The 15,296-nt window shown below is 49.8% G+C and carries 13 protein-coding genes; 3 read left to right on the top strand and 10 right to left on the bottom strand.

Annotated features, from left to right (window positions below):
* Nucleotides 1–4: 4 nt before the first annotated feature.
* The 3 genes from artI to ABZJ92_RS10095 form a co-directional block, all read right to left on the bottom strand.
* The gene (gene artI, locus ABZJ92_RS10105) at nucleotides 5–736 is read right to left on the bottom strand and encodes an arginine ABC transporter substrate-binding protein ArtI (protein WP_000756561.1); all 732 of its coding nucleotides are present in this window, start codon (nucleotides 734–736) and stop codon (nucleotides 5–7) included.
* Nucleotides 737–753: 17 nt separating this feature from the next.
* Nucleotides 754–1,482: an arginine ABC transporter ATP-binding protein ArtP gene (artP, locus tag ABZJ92_RS10100; RefSeq protein ID WP_000027205.1), complete on the bottom strand. Its 729-nt coding sequence runs from the start codon at nucleotides 1,480–1,482 to the stop codon at nucleotides 754–756.
* Nucleotides 1,483–1,699: 217 nt separating this feature from the next.
* A complete protein-coding gene (locus tag ABZJ92_RS10095) occupies nucleotides 1,700–2,215 on the bottom strand; it encodes a lipoprotein (RefSeq protein WP_001270662.1) in 516 nt (171 codons plus the stop codon).
* Between the two features lie 648 nt (nucleotides 2,216–2,863).
* Between ABZJ92_RS10095 and ABZJ92_RS10090 the strand changes: the two genes are divergently transcribed.
* The 3 genes from ABZJ92_RS10090 to amiD all read left to right on the top strand — a co-directional run bounded on the left by ABZJ92_RS10090 (nucleotide 2,864) and on the right by amiD (nucleotide 5,994).
* On the top strand, nucleotides 2,864–4,633 hold the full coding sequence (locus ABZJ92_RS10090) for a pentapeptide repeat-containing protein (protein ID WP_005048392.1): 1,770 nt from the start codon (nucleotides 2,864–2,866) through the stop codon (nucleotides 4,631–4,633).
* Between the two features lie 210 nt (nucleotides 4,634–4,843).
* On the top strand, nucleotides 4,844–5,167 hold the full coding sequence (locus tag ABZJ92_RS10085; protein WP_001160722.1) for a heavy metal-binding domain-containing protein: 324 nt from the start codon (nucleotides 4,844–4,846) through the stop codon (nucleotides 5,165–5,167).
* Complete coding sequence (gene amiD, locus ABZJ92_RS10080; RefSeq protein WP_001255158.1) at nucleotides 5,164–5,994, top strand: N-acetylmuramoyl-L-alanine amidase AmiD; 831 nt, start codon at nucleotides 5,164–5,166, stop codon at nucleotides 5,992–5,994. The genes ABZJ92_RS10085 and amiD overlap by 4 nt, the downstream gene beginning before the upstream one ends.
* Here amiD and ABZJ92_RS10075 read toward each other — a convergent pair.
* From ABZJ92_RS10075 to lysO, 7 genes are all read right to left on the bottom strand, one after another.
* Nucleotides 5,991–7,004 carry an NAD-dependent epimerase/dehydratase family protein gene (locus ABZJ92_RS10075; RefSeq protein WP_005048387.1) on the bottom strand — a complete coding sequence of 338 codons (1,014 nt, stop codon included), beginning with the start codon at nucleotides 7,002–7,004 and terminating at the stop codon, nucleotides 5,991–5,993. The genes amiD and ABZJ92_RS10075 overlap by 4 nt on opposite strands.
* A gap of 98 nt (nucleotides 7,005–7,102) precedes the next feature.
* Entirely contained in the window at nucleotides 7,103–8,533 is a 1,431-nt protein-coding gene (locus ABZJ92_RS10070) for an SDR family oxidoreductase (protein WP_001136527.1), read from the bottom strand.
* 10 nt (nucleotides 8,534–8,543) lie between these two features.
* Nucleotides 8,544–9,545: a low-specificity L-threonine aldolase gene (gene ltaE, locus ABZJ92_RS10065; protein WP_000566370.1), complete on the bottom strand. Its 1,002-nt coding sequence runs from the start codon at nucleotides 9,543–9,545 to the stop codon at nucleotides 8,544–8,546.
* 36 nt (nucleotides 9,546–9,581) lie between these two features.
* Nucleotides 9,582–11,300, bottom strand: a complete 1,719-nt coding sequence (gene poxB, locus ABZJ92_RS10060; protein ID WP_000815381.1) for a ubiquinone-dependent pyruvate dehydrogenase — start codon at nucleotides 11,298–11,300, stop codon at nucleotides 9,582–9,584.
* A 132-nt stretch (nucleotides 11,301–11,432) separates the two neighbouring features.
* Nucleotides 11,433–12,401, bottom strand: a complete 969-nt coding sequence (gene hcr / locus ABZJ92_RS10055; RefSeq protein WP_000178634.1) for an NADH oxidoreductase — start codon at nucleotides 12,399–12,401, stop codon at nucleotides 11,433–11,435.
* Nucleotides 12,402–12,412: 11 nt separating this feature from the next.
* Nucleotides 12,413–14,065 (bottom strand): hydroxylamine reductase, encoded by a 1,653-nt coding sequence (gene hcp / locus ABZJ92_RS10050; protein WP_000458767.1) that lies wholly within the window; start codon nucleotides 14,063–14,065, stop codon nucleotides 12,413–12,415.
* Nucleotides 14,066–14,208: 143 nt separating this feature from the next.
* Nucleotides 14,209–15,108 carry an L-lysine exporter LysO gene (lysO, locus tag ABZJ92_RS10045; RefSeq protein ID WP_005048376.1) on the bottom strand — a complete coding sequence of 300 codons (900 nt, stop codon included), beginning with the start codon at nucleotides 15,106–15,108 and terminating at the stop codon, nucleotides 14,209–14,211.
* Nucleotides 15,109–15,296: the final 188 nt, after the last annotated feature.

Genomic DNA, 15,296 nt, shown 5'->3' with positions numbered 1-15,296 from the left:
GGAATTACTTCTGGAACCATTTGTTGTAGATGGTTTCGTAAGTGCCATCTTTCTTCACTTTTTCCAGCGCAGTGTTGAGTTTCTGCTGCAGTTCAGTGTTTCCCTGACGTACCGCGATGCCGAGGCCAGTACCGAAATAATCTTTATCGGTCACTTTATCGCCCACTGCCGCCAGTTTTGGGTTATCTTTCAGCCACTCAGTGACCACTGCGGTGTCACCAAATACGCTGTCGATACGCCCGTTTTGCAGATCCAGTTTTGCGTTCTGGTAGCTGTCATACGGAACGGTGGTGATTTCCGGGTGCTTATCCATAATGAACTTCTGGTGTGTCGTCCCGTTCTGAACGCCGACTTTTTTGCCTTTCAGCTGATCAACACTGGTGTATTTGCCTTGCTGACCCACAAACAGGGCAGAGTTGTCATAGTACGGGGTAGTAAACAGTACCTGCTTTTCACGCTCCGGAGTGATATCCATGCCCGCCATCACTGCTTCTACGCGACGGAATTTCAGGCTTGGGATCAGGCTGTCAAACGCCTGGTTAGAGAAAGTACAGGTTGCATCAATCTCTTTACACAGTGCCTGCGCCAGGTCGACGTCAAAACCAACGATCTGGTTGTTTGCATCAATCGATTCAAACGGAGGATAGGGGGCTTCGGTAGCAAAACGAATGGTTTCGGCAGCTGTGGCGGAAAGACTAAAACCTGCAATTAACGCGGCAATCAGAACTTTTTTCATTGTTGTTATCCCGAATCTTAGTGAGAGAGATAGTTTTTAAATGCTTCGGTTTGCGGCTCGGTAAAGCAGCTCGCGTCGCCTTGTTCTACGATATGACCATTTTCCATATACACCACTCGGCTGGCGGTTTTACGCGCCACTTCAACTTCGTGGGTGACGATCACCTGGGTAATATTCGTTTCTGCCAGCTCACGAATGATGCTGACGATTTGTGCCGTAATTTCCGGGTCCAGTGCGGCGGTCGGTTCATCGAACAGCAGTACCTGCGGTTCCATCATCAACGCACGGGCAATAGCAACACGCTGCTGCTGACCACCAGAAAGATGCAGCGGGTAACGATCGCTATAAGGTTTGAGACGCAGACGTTCCAGCAGTTTTTCTGCACGGGCCAGCGCCTGATCTTTACTCAACCCCAGTACACGGCAGGGCGCTTCAATCAGGTTTTGCTGCACGGTCAGATGCGGCCACAGGTTGTATTGCTGAAACACCATGCCAACGTTACGACGCAAATCGCGAATCGCTTTGTCAGAGGGTGTTTTGGTGAAATCGAAATGGTTGCCTGCAATGTTGAGCGTACCGGAGCGCGGCATCTCAAGCAGATTGAGTACACGCAGCAGCGAGCTTTTACCCGCGCCGCTGGGGCCAAGTAACACCAGCGTTTCGCCCTGTGGGCAATCCAGCGTGATATCGAACAGCGCCTGATGCGCGCCGTAGAAGCAATTAATGCCGTTTAATTGAATACTCATTGACACTCGTATACTGGCAGTCTGATAGCTATTGAGGTCGAAGATAGTACCTTTAACAGAATAATTATGCAATATTTATGCTTTAAAAGTTAAAAGCAAAGCGCATTATTCAATAAACATAGCACAAAATAACGGGGGCGGTGGTCGGTGAGCATAAATGTCGGCATTCCTCACGAAATGCCGGATAATTTACGGGGTTTATTGGTTGATCAAGGCGTTAGCGATTCTCGATGGACTGACGGAGCGTACCCGCCGTGGCATGAACGCTACCGCCTAAGTAGCGCACATCGTCGATGACCCAACACTGGCCTTCCTGAATCATTAACACTTCATCCTGCCAGCCCTGGTCACCCTGTTTGAGATCCACCCGCAATGGAATGTTACGGGCATCACGATTAGGGATAGTCGATGCACTGGCAACGTGGGCGCTGTCTGGCAAGGTGGTTCGACTGGAGAACGGATCGCTGCTTAACAATTCACGATGACTATTATCGCGGCTGGCATCGCTAAGTTGGGTTGCCAGTTTGTCACTCAAATAGGGGCGCAGGGCGGTAATGTCATTGCTGCGATGTTGAATGCGGTAGTCGTAGAATTGTTGAGCCACACTGTCAGGCCCTCCCTGGACACAGGAACCGGTGCGGGGGCCGTTATCTTTATAAGCTGGCGTGACGGTGGTACAGGCACTCAGCAGCAGTGCACATGGAATAAGTAGAGATAGTGAACGGTAGCGCATAATCATTTCCTTATTAGCTTGCTGTCTGCGTCACACTACGACCAAACGCTATCAGATTATTTAATACATTGTTTTTAATACAATTCTGAAACAATCTGAACACCTGATTGGGTTTGAGTCCATTGCTGGCGACCCACTCAAGGTTGCTCGTAGCTGACTTACTTAAATTACCCAAACAATAGACAGTGTAAACCATTTGTGAGGTTGAGCGTGTTATATGGCTGAAATGATCATTTAAGGTAAATATGATAGTTCTGAAATGGTGGTATAAATCCTCCTGTAGAGGTTAAGAGCATCTGCAAGAAGCCAGTTTCACATTTATAACGCGTGATAAATGAATGCGGTTATTGTCTAATCATTACAAAATTTTTCACATGCGATAAGAGATCCTGCGATTAAGATGATTGCCAAAATTACGTTGTATTTTTGAAAATGAGCGAAATTTGATAGTCCCAGCTTTGACTCTCGATAATATTATTTATGCTACAATTGTGGGTAAAGAATTTAAGCTAATGAATTTGAGTGAAGAATAAATTAAATTGCTTCAGTATTTCGTTAATTAATATAAATACAAAAGGCGTTGTGCTTTTATAATTATAAAGCGCGAGGAGTTCGGTGGATTATCGTTTTTCTTGGGTGATTTTTAATATGATAAACAATATATCTGATCAAGCATCATCATTTCCAGGCACACAACTAAATCAAAGTGATAATTTCCTGGATTCACTGAGGGAATTTTTCGCGATATTAAATCCCAGTCGTAAGGGTGAGTTGTCTACATGGGATACCATCTACTTGCATCTGATATTAGCAATAAATGCTGACAGTGATCTCATAAAAAATGATGTGTTGCTCGCGGAAAATATTCCATCAGCGAATTACCAATTTAATACATTTTTTAGCAATACTTTCGAGATTGATGTTAAAAAATATCTGGGTAAATCAGAAGATAACGAAGTTGAAATAAAAGCGGGTAATGAAAGAATCTCTATTGGAATACGTAATGTATCGAATGGAAAACTTGAAAGACAACAGTTTCTTTTCCCACTGGACTATGAGAATAAATTACAAGAACAATTAGATAAGTATTTTACGATTGAATCGCACCCATTATTATACAGGTATACCATTGGTAGTAAGATTGCGAATGTGATTTTTGAAAAGTTATACAGTCGTATTGACTTTAACAAAGAACAATATATATCCTTTATAAAGGACGCATTTATTCATTTTTATGATTATAGCAGGCGATATGCTATTAGTGAGAATATCGATAAAGACGCTGTAACAAACAATATCGCATTGATGAGCACTTTTTATGACAGTGATAATACGTCAGGTGAGGTTTTAAATAATGATTTTACAGAAGAAGAGTCATTTGAAACTGCGTTAGATGTAGAGCATGCAATAGTGCTTGGATTTGCTGATGATAATTTTGAAACAAAACCTGTTCATTATCAGGATTTATTAACACGATTTAGTGCCTTTCAAGATACCGTGTTTAATCTGTTTCCTGAAATGCACTCTTCGCATTACCACGATATTTGTAGCGTAAGTGTGGATATGACAAAGGGAACGCAATGCATGATTCACTTGATGGTGAATGAAGAAGTTTTCATGTCTCTGCCTGTTCCAGTTGCCACGATGGTACGTGAAGATGCAAGTAATTTAGTCAATCTTAAAACACTACTCAATGATGGTTGTTTCATTAAATATAGTCATTTTAATGACGTGGCATTAATAAAGCAAAACATAAGTAATCTCTATTTATCACACACTGTTGTGAATGAAAGCATATTGAAAAAATGTTGTTTTGAAAACGGCAGTTTAGGTGATGTTAAAATAACAAATAGCAATGTAATAAACAGTGCATTCAAAAATATTTCGTTTAGATCTGTTAAAATTAATAACGTAAATACTCATTCTTTAAAATTTATTAACTGCAATTTTTTCAATGTTGATATGATAAGAGTTAATCTCAGCAAATGTCTTTTTCATGAATGTAGTATGCATGGTGTCAAGATAAAACCCTGGTTGCCTGTAAAATGGACAAAAGAATTAATAAGTGATTATTTGTATGGCTGTTTACTATCTCTGTACTCTATCTGTGCAAGGGATATATATAATATGAACGCCGGGAATAACGTGAAGGTTGCTGCGGATGCTTTCCTTGAAATTATTTTCTCTCTTAAAAATAAATATTGTATTAAACTATTAAGCGCTCAGGATCGGGCGTTTATATACGAGTTTGCAAGAATGATCTTCGCTTATATTAATGACAAAAGCATTGAGATCTTATTACTTTCTTGTTTTGCGGCGGCTGACCAAAAAGCAATCCAGCGGTATAGACCTCAGTCACAAGATGGGGAAGACTTTAGGAGTCATTTACAATATAAGTTGCCTCTTTCCGCTCATTAATGTTGTTGGTGCAAAATAATAAGACAGGTAAGCGGTACCCTATAATGAAACCAATATCGGGTTATGCAACGGATAATCGTAAAGACTTAAGTGGGTGTTTTTGACACAATGAGATGATTTCCTAAACTGATCAAAACCTTCTTCCCAACATGGCATATCAGTCCGATAATGCTTTAGAGATCGAAGGCTTAACAAACAAGGAGATCGATCATGCAATTTTCTACAACCCCAACTCTGGAAGGCCTGACCATCGTTGAATATTGCGGTGTGGTGACCGGCGAAGCGATTTTAGGTGCCAATATTTTCCGTGATTTCTTTGCCGGTATCCGCGATATCGTTGGCGGACGTTCCGGTGCGTATGAAAAAGAACTGCGTAAAGCACGGGAGATCGCCTTTGAGGAATTAGGCTCCCAGGCGCGGGCGCTGGGGGCCGATGCCGTAGTTGGTATTGATATCGACTACGAAACGGTCGGGCAAAACGGCAGTATGCTGATGGTTAGCGTCAGCGGTACGGCGGTGAAAACGCGTCGATGAGAAGAGTCTTCTGGCTGGTCGCTGCCGCTCTGTTACTGGCAGGGTGTGCAGGCGAAAAAGGCATTGTCGAGAAAGAGGGATATCAGCTTGATACCCGACACCAGGCGCAGGCGGCGTATCCGCGCATTAAAGTGCTGGTGATCCACTACACCGCAGATGATTTTGATAGCTCGCTGGCGACACTGACTGATAAGCAGGTCAGCTCGCATTATCTGATCCCTGCGGTGCCACCGCGATACAACGGTAAACCGCGCATCTGGCAACTGGTGCCGGAACAAGAACTGGCCTGGCATGCGGGGATTAGCGCCTGGCGCGGGGCAACGCGCCTTAACGACACCTCTATTGGCATTGAGCTGGAAAACCGTGGCTGGCAAAAATCATCCGGAGTGAAATATTTTGCCCCGTTTGAACAGGCACAGATTCAGGCGCTTATTCCGCTGGCGAAAGATATTATTGCCCGTTATCACATCAAGCCGGAAAACGTAGTGGCACATGCGGATATCGCACCGCAGCGCAAAGACGATCCGGGGCCATTATTTCCCTGGCAGCAACTGGCGCAGCAGGGGATTGGTGCCTGGCCGGATGCGCAGCGGGTGAACTTTTACCTTGCCGGGCGCGCGCCGCACACACCGGTAGATACCGCGTCATTGCTGGAGCTTTTGGCGCGCTACGGTTATGACGTAAAACCTGATATGACACCGCGCGAGCAGCGGCGCGTGATTATGGCATTCCAGATGCATTTCCGCCCGACGTTATATAACGGCGAAGCGGATGCAGAAACTCAGGCGATTGCCGAAGCATTGCTGGAGAAATACGGGCAGGATTAGCGCGGCAGTTTTCCGTGGTCGCGTAGCCAGGCGGCAGTTTTCTCGATGCCTTCATCCAGGGTGATGACCGGCTGATAACCTAACTCTTCCTGCGCACGCGTAATATCCAGCGTAAAGTCAAAATTCAACTTGGAGGCGCCGTAGTGGGTCAGCGGCGGCTCTTTTGCTGACTTGCGGCCTAAACGCTCCATGCTGCGGGCGATCATATCCAGCATCGGGTAAGGGACGGAACGAATACGACAGTCAATATTCAACTCGTCGATCAGCTTCTGCACGATGCTGCGCAGTGTGCGATGCTCGCCGTTGGTGATGTTGTACACACGCCCGGAAGGTAGCTTATCGCAGGCTTCCTGGCTTGCCAGCCACATTGCGTGCACGGCATTTTCATAGTAGGTCATATCGACCAGCGCACTGCCGCCATGCGGTAACAGAATACTGCCGTAGTGGTGCATCATATGCGCCAGACGGGGAATAAAGACTTTATCGTGCGGTCCGAACAGACTTTGTGGGCGCAGAATAGTAAAGCGCGTTTGTGGATTCGCCTGCGAAAGCATATTGATCACTTCTTCGCTGGCTGCTTTGCTGCGGGCAAACTCGTTGGCGAAGCGGTGAGGGCGAAAATCTTCTTTAATATTGCGATGGTGGTGATAATCGAAGTACAGGGAGGGGGAAGAGATATGAATAAAGTTACGCACACCCCAGGCGACAGCCCATTCACCCAGGCGGCGAGTGGCGCGAACGTTAGCCAGATCGAAAGCCTGTTGTGTCCCCCAGGGTGAGGTAAAGCTGGAGCAGTGCCACAGCGTATCAATGCCCGCGAGCATCACTTTAGCTTGTGATGAAACCAGCTCGGTCAGATCCGTCGGAACAAACTCTGCGCCCATTTTTTCCAGCAATTTACCCATTGCTTCGTTGCGACCGCTCGCACGCACGCTGATGCCTTTCTGGCATAAAAACTCTACCGCGTTTCGACCTAAGCCGCTGGTGGCGCCGGTAACCAGTACCTTCATATCAATCCACTGTTGTTGAGAAAATGACGTGCGCATTCTTCCGTGATTTCCCCCATGATGCAATGGGAAACATGAAAGAATAACGCAGGTTTTGTCGATTAATCTGTGCTTTGTTCTGCCAGTCTGGCGATTTGTTTTGCCATTCCGCGAAAAATAAACAGATGCGCGGGGATCATCAATAACCAGTAAAACAGCCCCGGCATACCGTGCGGATGCCAGAAAGCGCGGACATCGATAGTACGATAGTCACCTTTATCTTCCAGGGTAAAACACAGTCGTCCCAGCCCCGGCGCTTTCATGCCAAATAACAACGTAAGTTGCTTTTTCGGTTCAACGACAATCACTTTCCAGCTATCCACCGCATCGCCGGTCTGTAAATATTCGCGCTCCGGGCGGCCTTTCGCCAGATTATGACCGATCGCGCGGTCCATCAACGCCCGTGTCTGCCACAAAATATTGCCAAAGAAATAACGCTCTTTACCGCCGATTTGGTTCACCACCAGCCATAAAGCCGCAAGGCTGGCGGACGTTTTAACGGTAAACCCCGCCTGTTTGGCGAAATAACCGTACTCCGGTCGCCAGCGGGCAAAGGCCTGAGCGTCGTAGCCCCAGTCGCTGGAGTTGACCAGTTTTTCTTCCTCTTTCAACGTGCTACGTACCGCGTCATCGAAAGCGATCAGCCGTTGTGGGATGAGTGCACGTAGCGCGGTATCATCTGCCAGCAGATCGTGTTTCAGCCCCTGAATCAACGCCCTGGCGGTGGTGGGCGGTACGGAAGTAATCACATTGAGAAACCACACCGAAATCCAGCGGGTGGGGAGGGGGATGGGGATCAACCAGCGGCGCTTACCGCTCACCGCCATAAAATGTTCAAACTGTTGCTGATAACTGAGCACCTCTGGTCCGGCGGCTTCGAAGATGCGGTGTTCGTTGGCTGGATGGTCTAACAGCGCCACCAGATAGTGCAGCAAGTTTTCCAGCGCGATGGGCGTGGTGCGTGAACGTACCCAGCGTGGCGGCGTTAACACTGGCAGGTTGTAGACCATATCGCGCATGACTTCGAACGCCGCTGAACCTGCGCCAACGATAATTCCGGCCCGAAGTTCGGTCACTGGTACATTCGCTTCACGAAGAATGTCCGCCGTAGCCTGACGAGCTCGCAGATGATCCGACTGCTCATGTGGCGGGGCCTGCAACGAACTGAGAAAGATTAATTGCTTAACTGGTACTTCACGTAGCGCATCGCGGACGTTGAGAGCCAGCTGGCGCTCCTGAGCGATAAAATCGCCGCCTTCGCCCATGCTGTGCACCAGAAAATAGACGGTATCGATATCCTGCAACAGGGCCGGAAGGTTATCCGGCCAGCTGAGATCGACTTTATGGCAACTGACGTTTGCCAGTTGCAGCTTTGCAAGCCTGTCGACATGACGTGCCGCCGCTAGGATCTGATGCCCTTGCTGGCTGAGTGTGCGCACCAGATGCTGACCAATGTAGCCACTGGCACCGAGAACTAAAATGCGTTGCGGCACGTCTCTCTCCTTAACGCGCCAGGAATGCGCGCCAGTGGGCGGCGACTTCCGCCAGTTGTTCGCGCGAGACGTCAAGATGCGTCACCAGGCGGACAATCGGCGAGGCGTTAATCAGCACGTTTCTCGCTTTCATGTATTCGCCTAACGCGGCAGCATTTTCTTCCCCGACGCGAACAAACAGCATATTAGTGTCCTGACGCATCACATCCGCGCCTGCTTCACGCAGTTGCTCCGCCATCCAGGCGGCGTTGTCGTGATCTTCCTGCAACCGTGCGACGTTATTTTCCAGGGCATACATCCCGGCGGCAGCCAGAATCCCGGACTGACGCATCCCGCCACCGGCCATTTTCCGCCAGCGGATGGCACGTTTAATGTAATCACGATTACCGACGAGTAATGAACCGACTGGCGTCCCAAGACCTTTCGACAGGCAAATGGTGAACGAATCACAATATTGCGTGATCTCTTTCAGTTCGCAGCCGTAAGCCACCACGGCATTAAAGATGCGCGCACCGTCAACATGCAGCGCCAGATTGCGCTCGCGGGTAAATTCCCATGCTTCTTTCAGGTATTCACGCGGCAGCACTTTGCCGTTGTGGGTGTTTTCCAGACTGAGTAATTTGGTGCGGGCGAAATGGATATCGTCGGGTTTGATTTTCATCGCCACTTTATCCAGCGGTAGCGTGCCGTCGGCAGCCGCGTCGATGGGTTGCGGCTGAATACTGCCCAGCACCGCTGCGCCACCGGCTTCAAACAGATAGTTATGCGCGGCCTGACCGACAATATACTCTTCGCCACGTTCGCAGTGACTGAGCAGAGCGACCAGGTTGGCCTGAGTGCCGGTAGGCAGAAAAATGGCGGCTTCTTTACCGGAAAGCTCTGCTGCATAGTCCTGCAGAGCATTAACGGTAGGGTCGTCTCCGTAAACGTCGTCCCCAACCGGGGCGGCCATCATCGCTTCGAGCATGGCGCGGCTCGGTCGGGTAACGGTATCACTGCGTAAATCAATCATGGCATGTCCTTATTATGACGGGAAATGCCACCCTTTTTACCTTAGCCAGTTCGTTTTCGCCAGTTCGATCACTTCATCGCCGCGTCCGCTGATAATTGCGCGCAACATATACAGGCTAAAACCTTTGGCCTGTTCGAGTTTGATCTGCGGTGGAATGGCTAATTCTTCTTTGGCGACCACCACATCCACCAACACCGGACCGTCGATAGAGAAGGCGCGTTGCAGGGCTTCATCAACTTCAGAGGCTTTTTCTACACGGATACCCGTAATGCCGCACGCTTCGGCAATGCGGGCAAAGTTGGTGTCGTGCAGCTCAGTACCGTCTGTCAGGTAACCTCCGGCCTTCATCTCCATCGCCACAAAGCCCAGCACGCTGTTATTAAAGACGATAATTTTCACCGGCAGTTTCATCTGCACTACTGAGAGGAAATCGCCCATCAACATGCTAAAACCGCCATCGCCGCACATGGCGACCACCTGACGTTCCGGCTCGGTTGCCTGCGCACCCAACGCCTGCGGCATGGCGTTAGCCATCGAACCGTGGTTAAACGAACCTAACAGGCGACGCTTGCCGTTCATTTTCAGATAACGTGCCGCCCATACCGTTGGCGTGCCGACGTCACAGGTAAAGATGGCGTCATCGGCGGCAAAATGACTAATTTGCTGCGCCAGATATTGCGGGTGAATGGCTTTCTCGCTCGGTTTAGCTAAATCGTCCAGCCCTTTGCGGGCATCGCGGTAATCTTCCAGCGCTTTATCCAGAAACTTGCGATCGGTTTTTTCTTCCACCAGTGGCAGCAATGCGCGCAGGGTTGATTTGATATCGCCGACCAGCGCCATATCTACCTTGCTATGCGCGCCGATGCTGGCTGGATTAATATCAATCTGAATAATTTTGGCATCGGTCGGGTAGAACGCACGGTAGGGGAACTGAGTACCGAGTAGCACTAACGTGTCGGCGTTCATCATGGTATGGAAACCTGACGAGAATCCGATTAACCCGGTCATTCCAACATCATACGGATTATCGTATTCGACATGCTCTTTACCGCGTAGGGCATGAACAATAGGTGCTTTAATTTTCCCGGCAAACTCAACTAACTCTTTATGCGCCCCCGCGCAGCCGCTGCCACACATCAGGGCGATATTGCTGGAATAACGCAGCAGTTGCGCCAGTTTGCGTAACTCTTCTTCTTCCGGCATCACGACTGGCTGTGGCGCATGATACCAGTGCGTGGTTGCCCCTTCTGGCGCAGGTTTTAACGCCACGTCGCCCGGTAATACAACAACGGAAACGCCACGGTTAAGCACCGCTTTGCGCATAGCAATTGCCAGCACTTGTGGGATCTGCTCCGGGCTGGAAACCAGCTCGCAATAGTGACTACATTCGCGGAATAGCTCTTGTGGGTGGGTTTCCTGGAAATAGCCGCTGCCAATTTCGCTGGAGGGAATATGAGCGGCAATCGCCAGTACCGGAACGTTATTGCGGTGGCAATCGAATAGGCCGTTGATCAAGTGCAGGTTGCCTGGGCCGCACGATCCGGCACAGACCGCCAGTTCTCCTGAAAGTTGTGCTTCAGCGCCAGCGGCAAACGCCGCCACTTCTTCATGGCGGGTGGACATCCACTCGATGGTGCCCATGCGATTAAGACTGTCGCTAAGACCGTTCAGAGAGTCGCCCGTGACTCCCCAGATGCGTTTCACGCCTGCCGATTCGAGTGTTTTGGCGATATAAGCTGCAACCGTTTGTTTCATGGTTCTCCATCTCCTGAATGTGATAACGGTAACAAGTTTAGTTCATCTGACGGAGGGGGAAGGGATGGGAGAGAAAGGAGGCACTAACGGTTAAATAGCCCGATGAAAGGAATATCATCGGGCATAAGGCGATTATGCGAGAACCAAATCCCCCTGCGGATGGCAGGAGCAGGCCAGTACGTAACCTTCAGCGATTTCGGCGTCGGTCAGCGTCATTGTACTGCTCACCGTATATTCACCGGAAACCACTTTTGTCTTACAGCAGCCGCAAACACCCGCACGGCAGGCAGCGACAACCGGAACGTTATTGCTTTCCAGCGCCTCCAGTAGCGTGGTGCCAACCGGGGCGTAAAATTCTCGTGCCGGTTGCAGTTTGGTGAATTTCAGACCGCTGGTCGCCGCTTCTGCTACTGGGGTGAAGAATTTCTCTTTAAAGAAACGCGTCACGCCGAGCGCTTTCACTTCCTGCTCTACCCAATCCATATACGGAGCCGGGCCGCAGGTCATCACGGTACGTGAAGCTAAGTCAGGTACATCTGCCAGCAGTTCGCGAGTGAGGCGACCAGCGATAAAGCCTTCGGTAACGTTATTTTCTGCCACCAGCGTTACCGGATAGTTACGCCACTCATCGGCGAAAATAACATCCTGCGGCGTACGCACGTTGTAGATCACCCGCACATCGGCCTGTGGACGGTTCTTCGCAAGCCAGCGACGCATCGACATAATCGGCGTGACGCCGCAGCCTGCCGCCAGCAACAGGAATTTATCTTCTGCTTTATCGTCGCAGGTAAATTCCCCCATCGCGTCCGAAAGCCAGAGATAATCACCGCGTTTTACATCGCGCGTCAGCCACTGGGAGCCGACACCGTCATCAATCCGCCGCACGGTCAGGGTGATATATTCACTCACGCCTGGCGTGGAGGAAATGGTGTAAGCACGCAGCGTTTCCGCTGAGTTTCGCACGCTGACCAGTGCATATTGCCCGGCGCGATATGGGTAGTGATCGTGGCAAATCAGGGAAATCGTCCACACATCCGGCGTTTCTTGCGTAATGTGATGAACCTGTATCCGCCACGGGCATTGATTCGTTGGCATCGTCATCGACAAACTCCTTACGCGTTCAACAGTTGCTTCATGTCTTCTTCAACAGTGGTGATAGAACGCAGGCCGAATTTCTCGTTCAGCACCGCCAGCAGGTCTGGTGTCAGGAAACCAGGTGCAGTCGGGCCGGTGACGATATTTTTCACGCCCAGAGAAAGCAGCGTCAGCAGAATGACAATCGCTTTCTGTTCAAACCAGGAGAGCACCAGCGACAGCGGCAGATCGTTCACACCACAGCCCAGTTTCTCTGCCAGAGTGACAGCCAGAATAATTGCTGAGTAAGCATCGTTACATTGACCTGCATCTACCAGACGCGGCAGACCTTCGATATCGCCAAACTCAAGTTTGTTAAAGCGATATTTACCACAGGCGAGGGTCAGGATCAGGCAGTCATCCGGCACGCTGGTGGCGAAATCGGTGAAGTAGTGGCGCTCGCCGCGTGCGCCGTCACAGCCACCAAGCAGGAAGATATGACGCAGTTTTTCACGGCTAACCAGATCAATCAGCGTATCGGCTGCACCAAGCAGCGTCTGGCGACCAAAGCCCACGGTGATCAGGTGAGGAATTTCGCTGTACGGGAAGCCCGCCATTTGTTGCGCCTGGGCGATGACCGCAGAGAAATCTTCGCCATCCAGATGACGCACGCCAGGCCAGCCAACGATGCTGCGGGTCCAGATACGATCGTCATAAGCGCCTACGGTTGGGTCGATGATGCAGTTCGAGGTCATCACGATGGGGCCAGGGAAACGAGCGAACTCCACTTGCTGATTCTGCCAGCCGCTGCCGTAGTTACCGACCAGATGCTTGAATTTACGCAGCTCCGGGTAGCCATGCGCAGGCAGCATTTCGCCGTGGGTGTAGACATTAACGCCCGTGCCTTCGGTCTGTTCCAGCAGGTTGTAGAGATCTTTGAGATCGTGACCGGAAATCAGAATGCATTTACCCGCCGTCGCTTTGACGTTGACCTGGGTTGGCGTCGGGTGACCGTATTTACCGGTTTCGCCTGCATCCAGAATGCTCATCACTTTGAAGTTCATCTGGCCGATTTCCATTGAACACTCAAGAAGCGCGTTCATATCGGCAGGCCAGGTCCCCAGCCACGCCATGATTTTATGGTACTGGGCATAAATATCGTTGTCGTATTGACCGAGAACATGCGCGTGTTCCATATAGGCCGCCGCACCTTTCAGGCCATACAGGCACAGCAGACGCAGGCCGAGAATGTTTTCGCCAATCGCCGCTTTATCTTTGTTAGGGGTAAATTCTGCTGCCTGACGTTGCAGCTCGCCGAGATCATCGCTCACCAGTTGCAGGTCAGCCATCGGGTTATCGACGCGCGCGTTGGCATCTACAGCCAGGCATTGTGCTTTCAGCGCCTCGCGCAAGGCAATCGCTTCACGAGCGTAGCCGACAATACGCGGAGAATCGAAGTTAACGTTGGTCAGGGTTGAGAAAAAGGCACGTGGCGCGAAGCTGTCAACATCGTGGTTGATGATGCCGTATTCACGCGCTTTTACCGCCCAGGCAGAAAGCCCTTGCAGCGCCGCGATGAGTAAATCCTGAAGGTCAGAAGTTTCCGCCGTTTTACCACACATCCCCTGCGCGTATGAGCAGCCGTTTTCTGCCGGAGTACGGATAGTTTGTTCACATTGCACACAAAACATGATCACACCTTTTAAAGTTATATTTAATATACATGTTTAAGGGTAAGACGCTTAACGCGGGGATAAAAGGGATTTTTCATGCAACTTTAAGGGAGATTGATTTAGCGCAATTTTGGCGGCAGGGAACTACCGCCAGAGAGGTATTACGCAGAGAAAAAGGCGATGAGGATCGGCACTAACAGGCTAAGAATAAAACCGTGAACAATTGCCGCCGGGACCATATCCAGCCCGCCAGTACGTTGAAGAACGGGCAGGGTGAAATCCATTGATGTGGCACCGCATAAGCCCAGTGCAGTAGAGCGGCTGCGGCGAATCAGCCCAGGGATCAACATAATAGCAATCAGTTCACGGGCCAGATCATTAAAAAACGCCGCGCTCCCGATTACCGGACCAAAAGATTCGGTCAATAAAATACCGGAAAGAGAATACCAGCCGAAACCGGAGGCCATTGCCAGCGCGGTATTGATGGGGAGATCAAGAATAAAGGCGTTAATTAAACCACCAATTAATGAACTGACAACCACCACCACGGCGACAATCATTCCCCGGCGATTAAGGACAATCTGCTTTAAGGTCATGCCATTATTGCGCAACTGAATACCAACGAGGAAAAGTAGCAAAATTAACGTGTATTCACTGGCTTCGGTCGCGTGTTGTAAGAAAGCCAGTCCACTCAGACCAATGGCAAAACCAATCACTACTACGCCGCACAGTTTTAGCGACTCCAGCGCCATCGCAATACGCGACGGGAGTTTTTCTTGCTGATGGTGGTTGCGCCACGGCAGGCCTCGCTCCAGCCACATCAGGGCGGCAATATTACACAGTAAAATAACGGTAATACTGACGGCAGAATAATGCAGAATCGCCAACAGGTTACTGGCGAGGTTATCGAGAAACGCCAGACTGATACCCATAAAAAAGAGAATAAGGTAAACCATCCAGCTTAATAGCTGATTAATAGCTTTTAACGCAGCTTGTTGGCGAAGCGGAATGAGGTAACCCACAATCAGGGGAACCAGAATGATTAACAGCCCAGAAAACATGAAAATCCAGTCCTTGCAAAGAAGAAGTCGAAATGCGCGATGACACACTACTGAAAGCGGAAGGGCGAGTAAAGTTGCAATTAAAAGGAAATGTTATGCATCAGAGGGGGATTGGATTTGCCCCTATATTTCCAGACATCTGTTATCACTTAACCCATTACAAGCCCGCTGCCGCAGATATTCCCGTG

The organism is Shigella sp. FJ200513, assembly GCF_040495915.1.
Lineage (GTDB): Bacteria > Pseudomonadota > Gammaproteobacteria > Enterobacterales > Enterobacteriaceae > ECMA0423.
This window is presented reverse-complemented; position numbering and strand designations above follow the sequence as displayed.

What these genes read in the sequence shown, in the direction of transcription:
- artI (WP_000756561.1), bottom strand. Translation starts at nt 736, where the DNA reads ATGAAAAAAGTTCTGATTGCCGCGTTAATTGCAGGTTTTAGTCTTTCC.
- artP (WP_000027205.1), bottom strand. Translation starts at nt 1,482, where the DNA reads ATGAGTATTCAATTAAACGGCATTAATTGCTTCTACGGCGCGCATCAG.
- ABZJ92_RS10095 (WP_001270662.1), bottom strand. Translation starts at nt 2,215, where the DNA reads ATGCGCTACCGTTCACTATCTCTACTTATTCCATGTGCACTGCTGCTG.
- ABZJ92_RS10090 (WP_005048392.1), top strand. Translation starts at nt 2,864, where the DNA reads ATGATAAACAATATATCTGATCAAGCATCATCATTTCCAGGCACACAA.
- ABZJ92_RS10085 (WP_001160722.1), top strand. Translation starts at nt 4,844, where the DNA reads ATGCAATTTTCTACAACCCCAACTCTGGAAGGCCTGACCATCGTTGAA.
- amiD (WP_001255158.1), top strand. Translation starts at nt 5,164, where the DNA reads ATGAGAAGAGTCTTCTGGCTGGTCGCTGCCGCTCTGTTACTGGCAGGG.
- ABZJ92_RS10075 (WP_005048387.1), bottom strand. Translation starts at nt 7,004, where the DNA reads ATGAAGGTACTGGTTACCGGCGCCACCAGCGGCTTAGGTCGAAACGCG.
- ltaE (WP_000566370.1), bottom strand. Translation starts at nt 9,545, where the DNA reads ATGATTGATTTACGCAGTGATACCGTTACCCGACCGAGCCGCGCCATG.
- poxB (WP_000815381.1), bottom strand. Translation starts at nt 11,300, where the DNA reads ATGAAACAAACGGTTGCAGCTTATATCGCCAAAACACTCGAATCGGCA.
- hcr (WP_000178634.1), bottom strand. Translation starts at nt 12,401, where the DNA reads ATGACGATGCCAACGAATCAATGCCCGTGGCGGATACAGGTTCATCAC.
- hcp (WP_000458767.1), bottom strand. Translation starts at nt 14,065, where the DNA reads ATGTTTTGTGTGCAATGTGAACAAACTATCCGTACTCCGGCAGAAAAC.
- lysO (WP_005048376.1), bottom strand. Translation starts at nt 15,108, where the DNA reads ATGTTTTCTGGGCTGTTAATCATTCTGGTTCCCCTGATTGTGGGTTAC.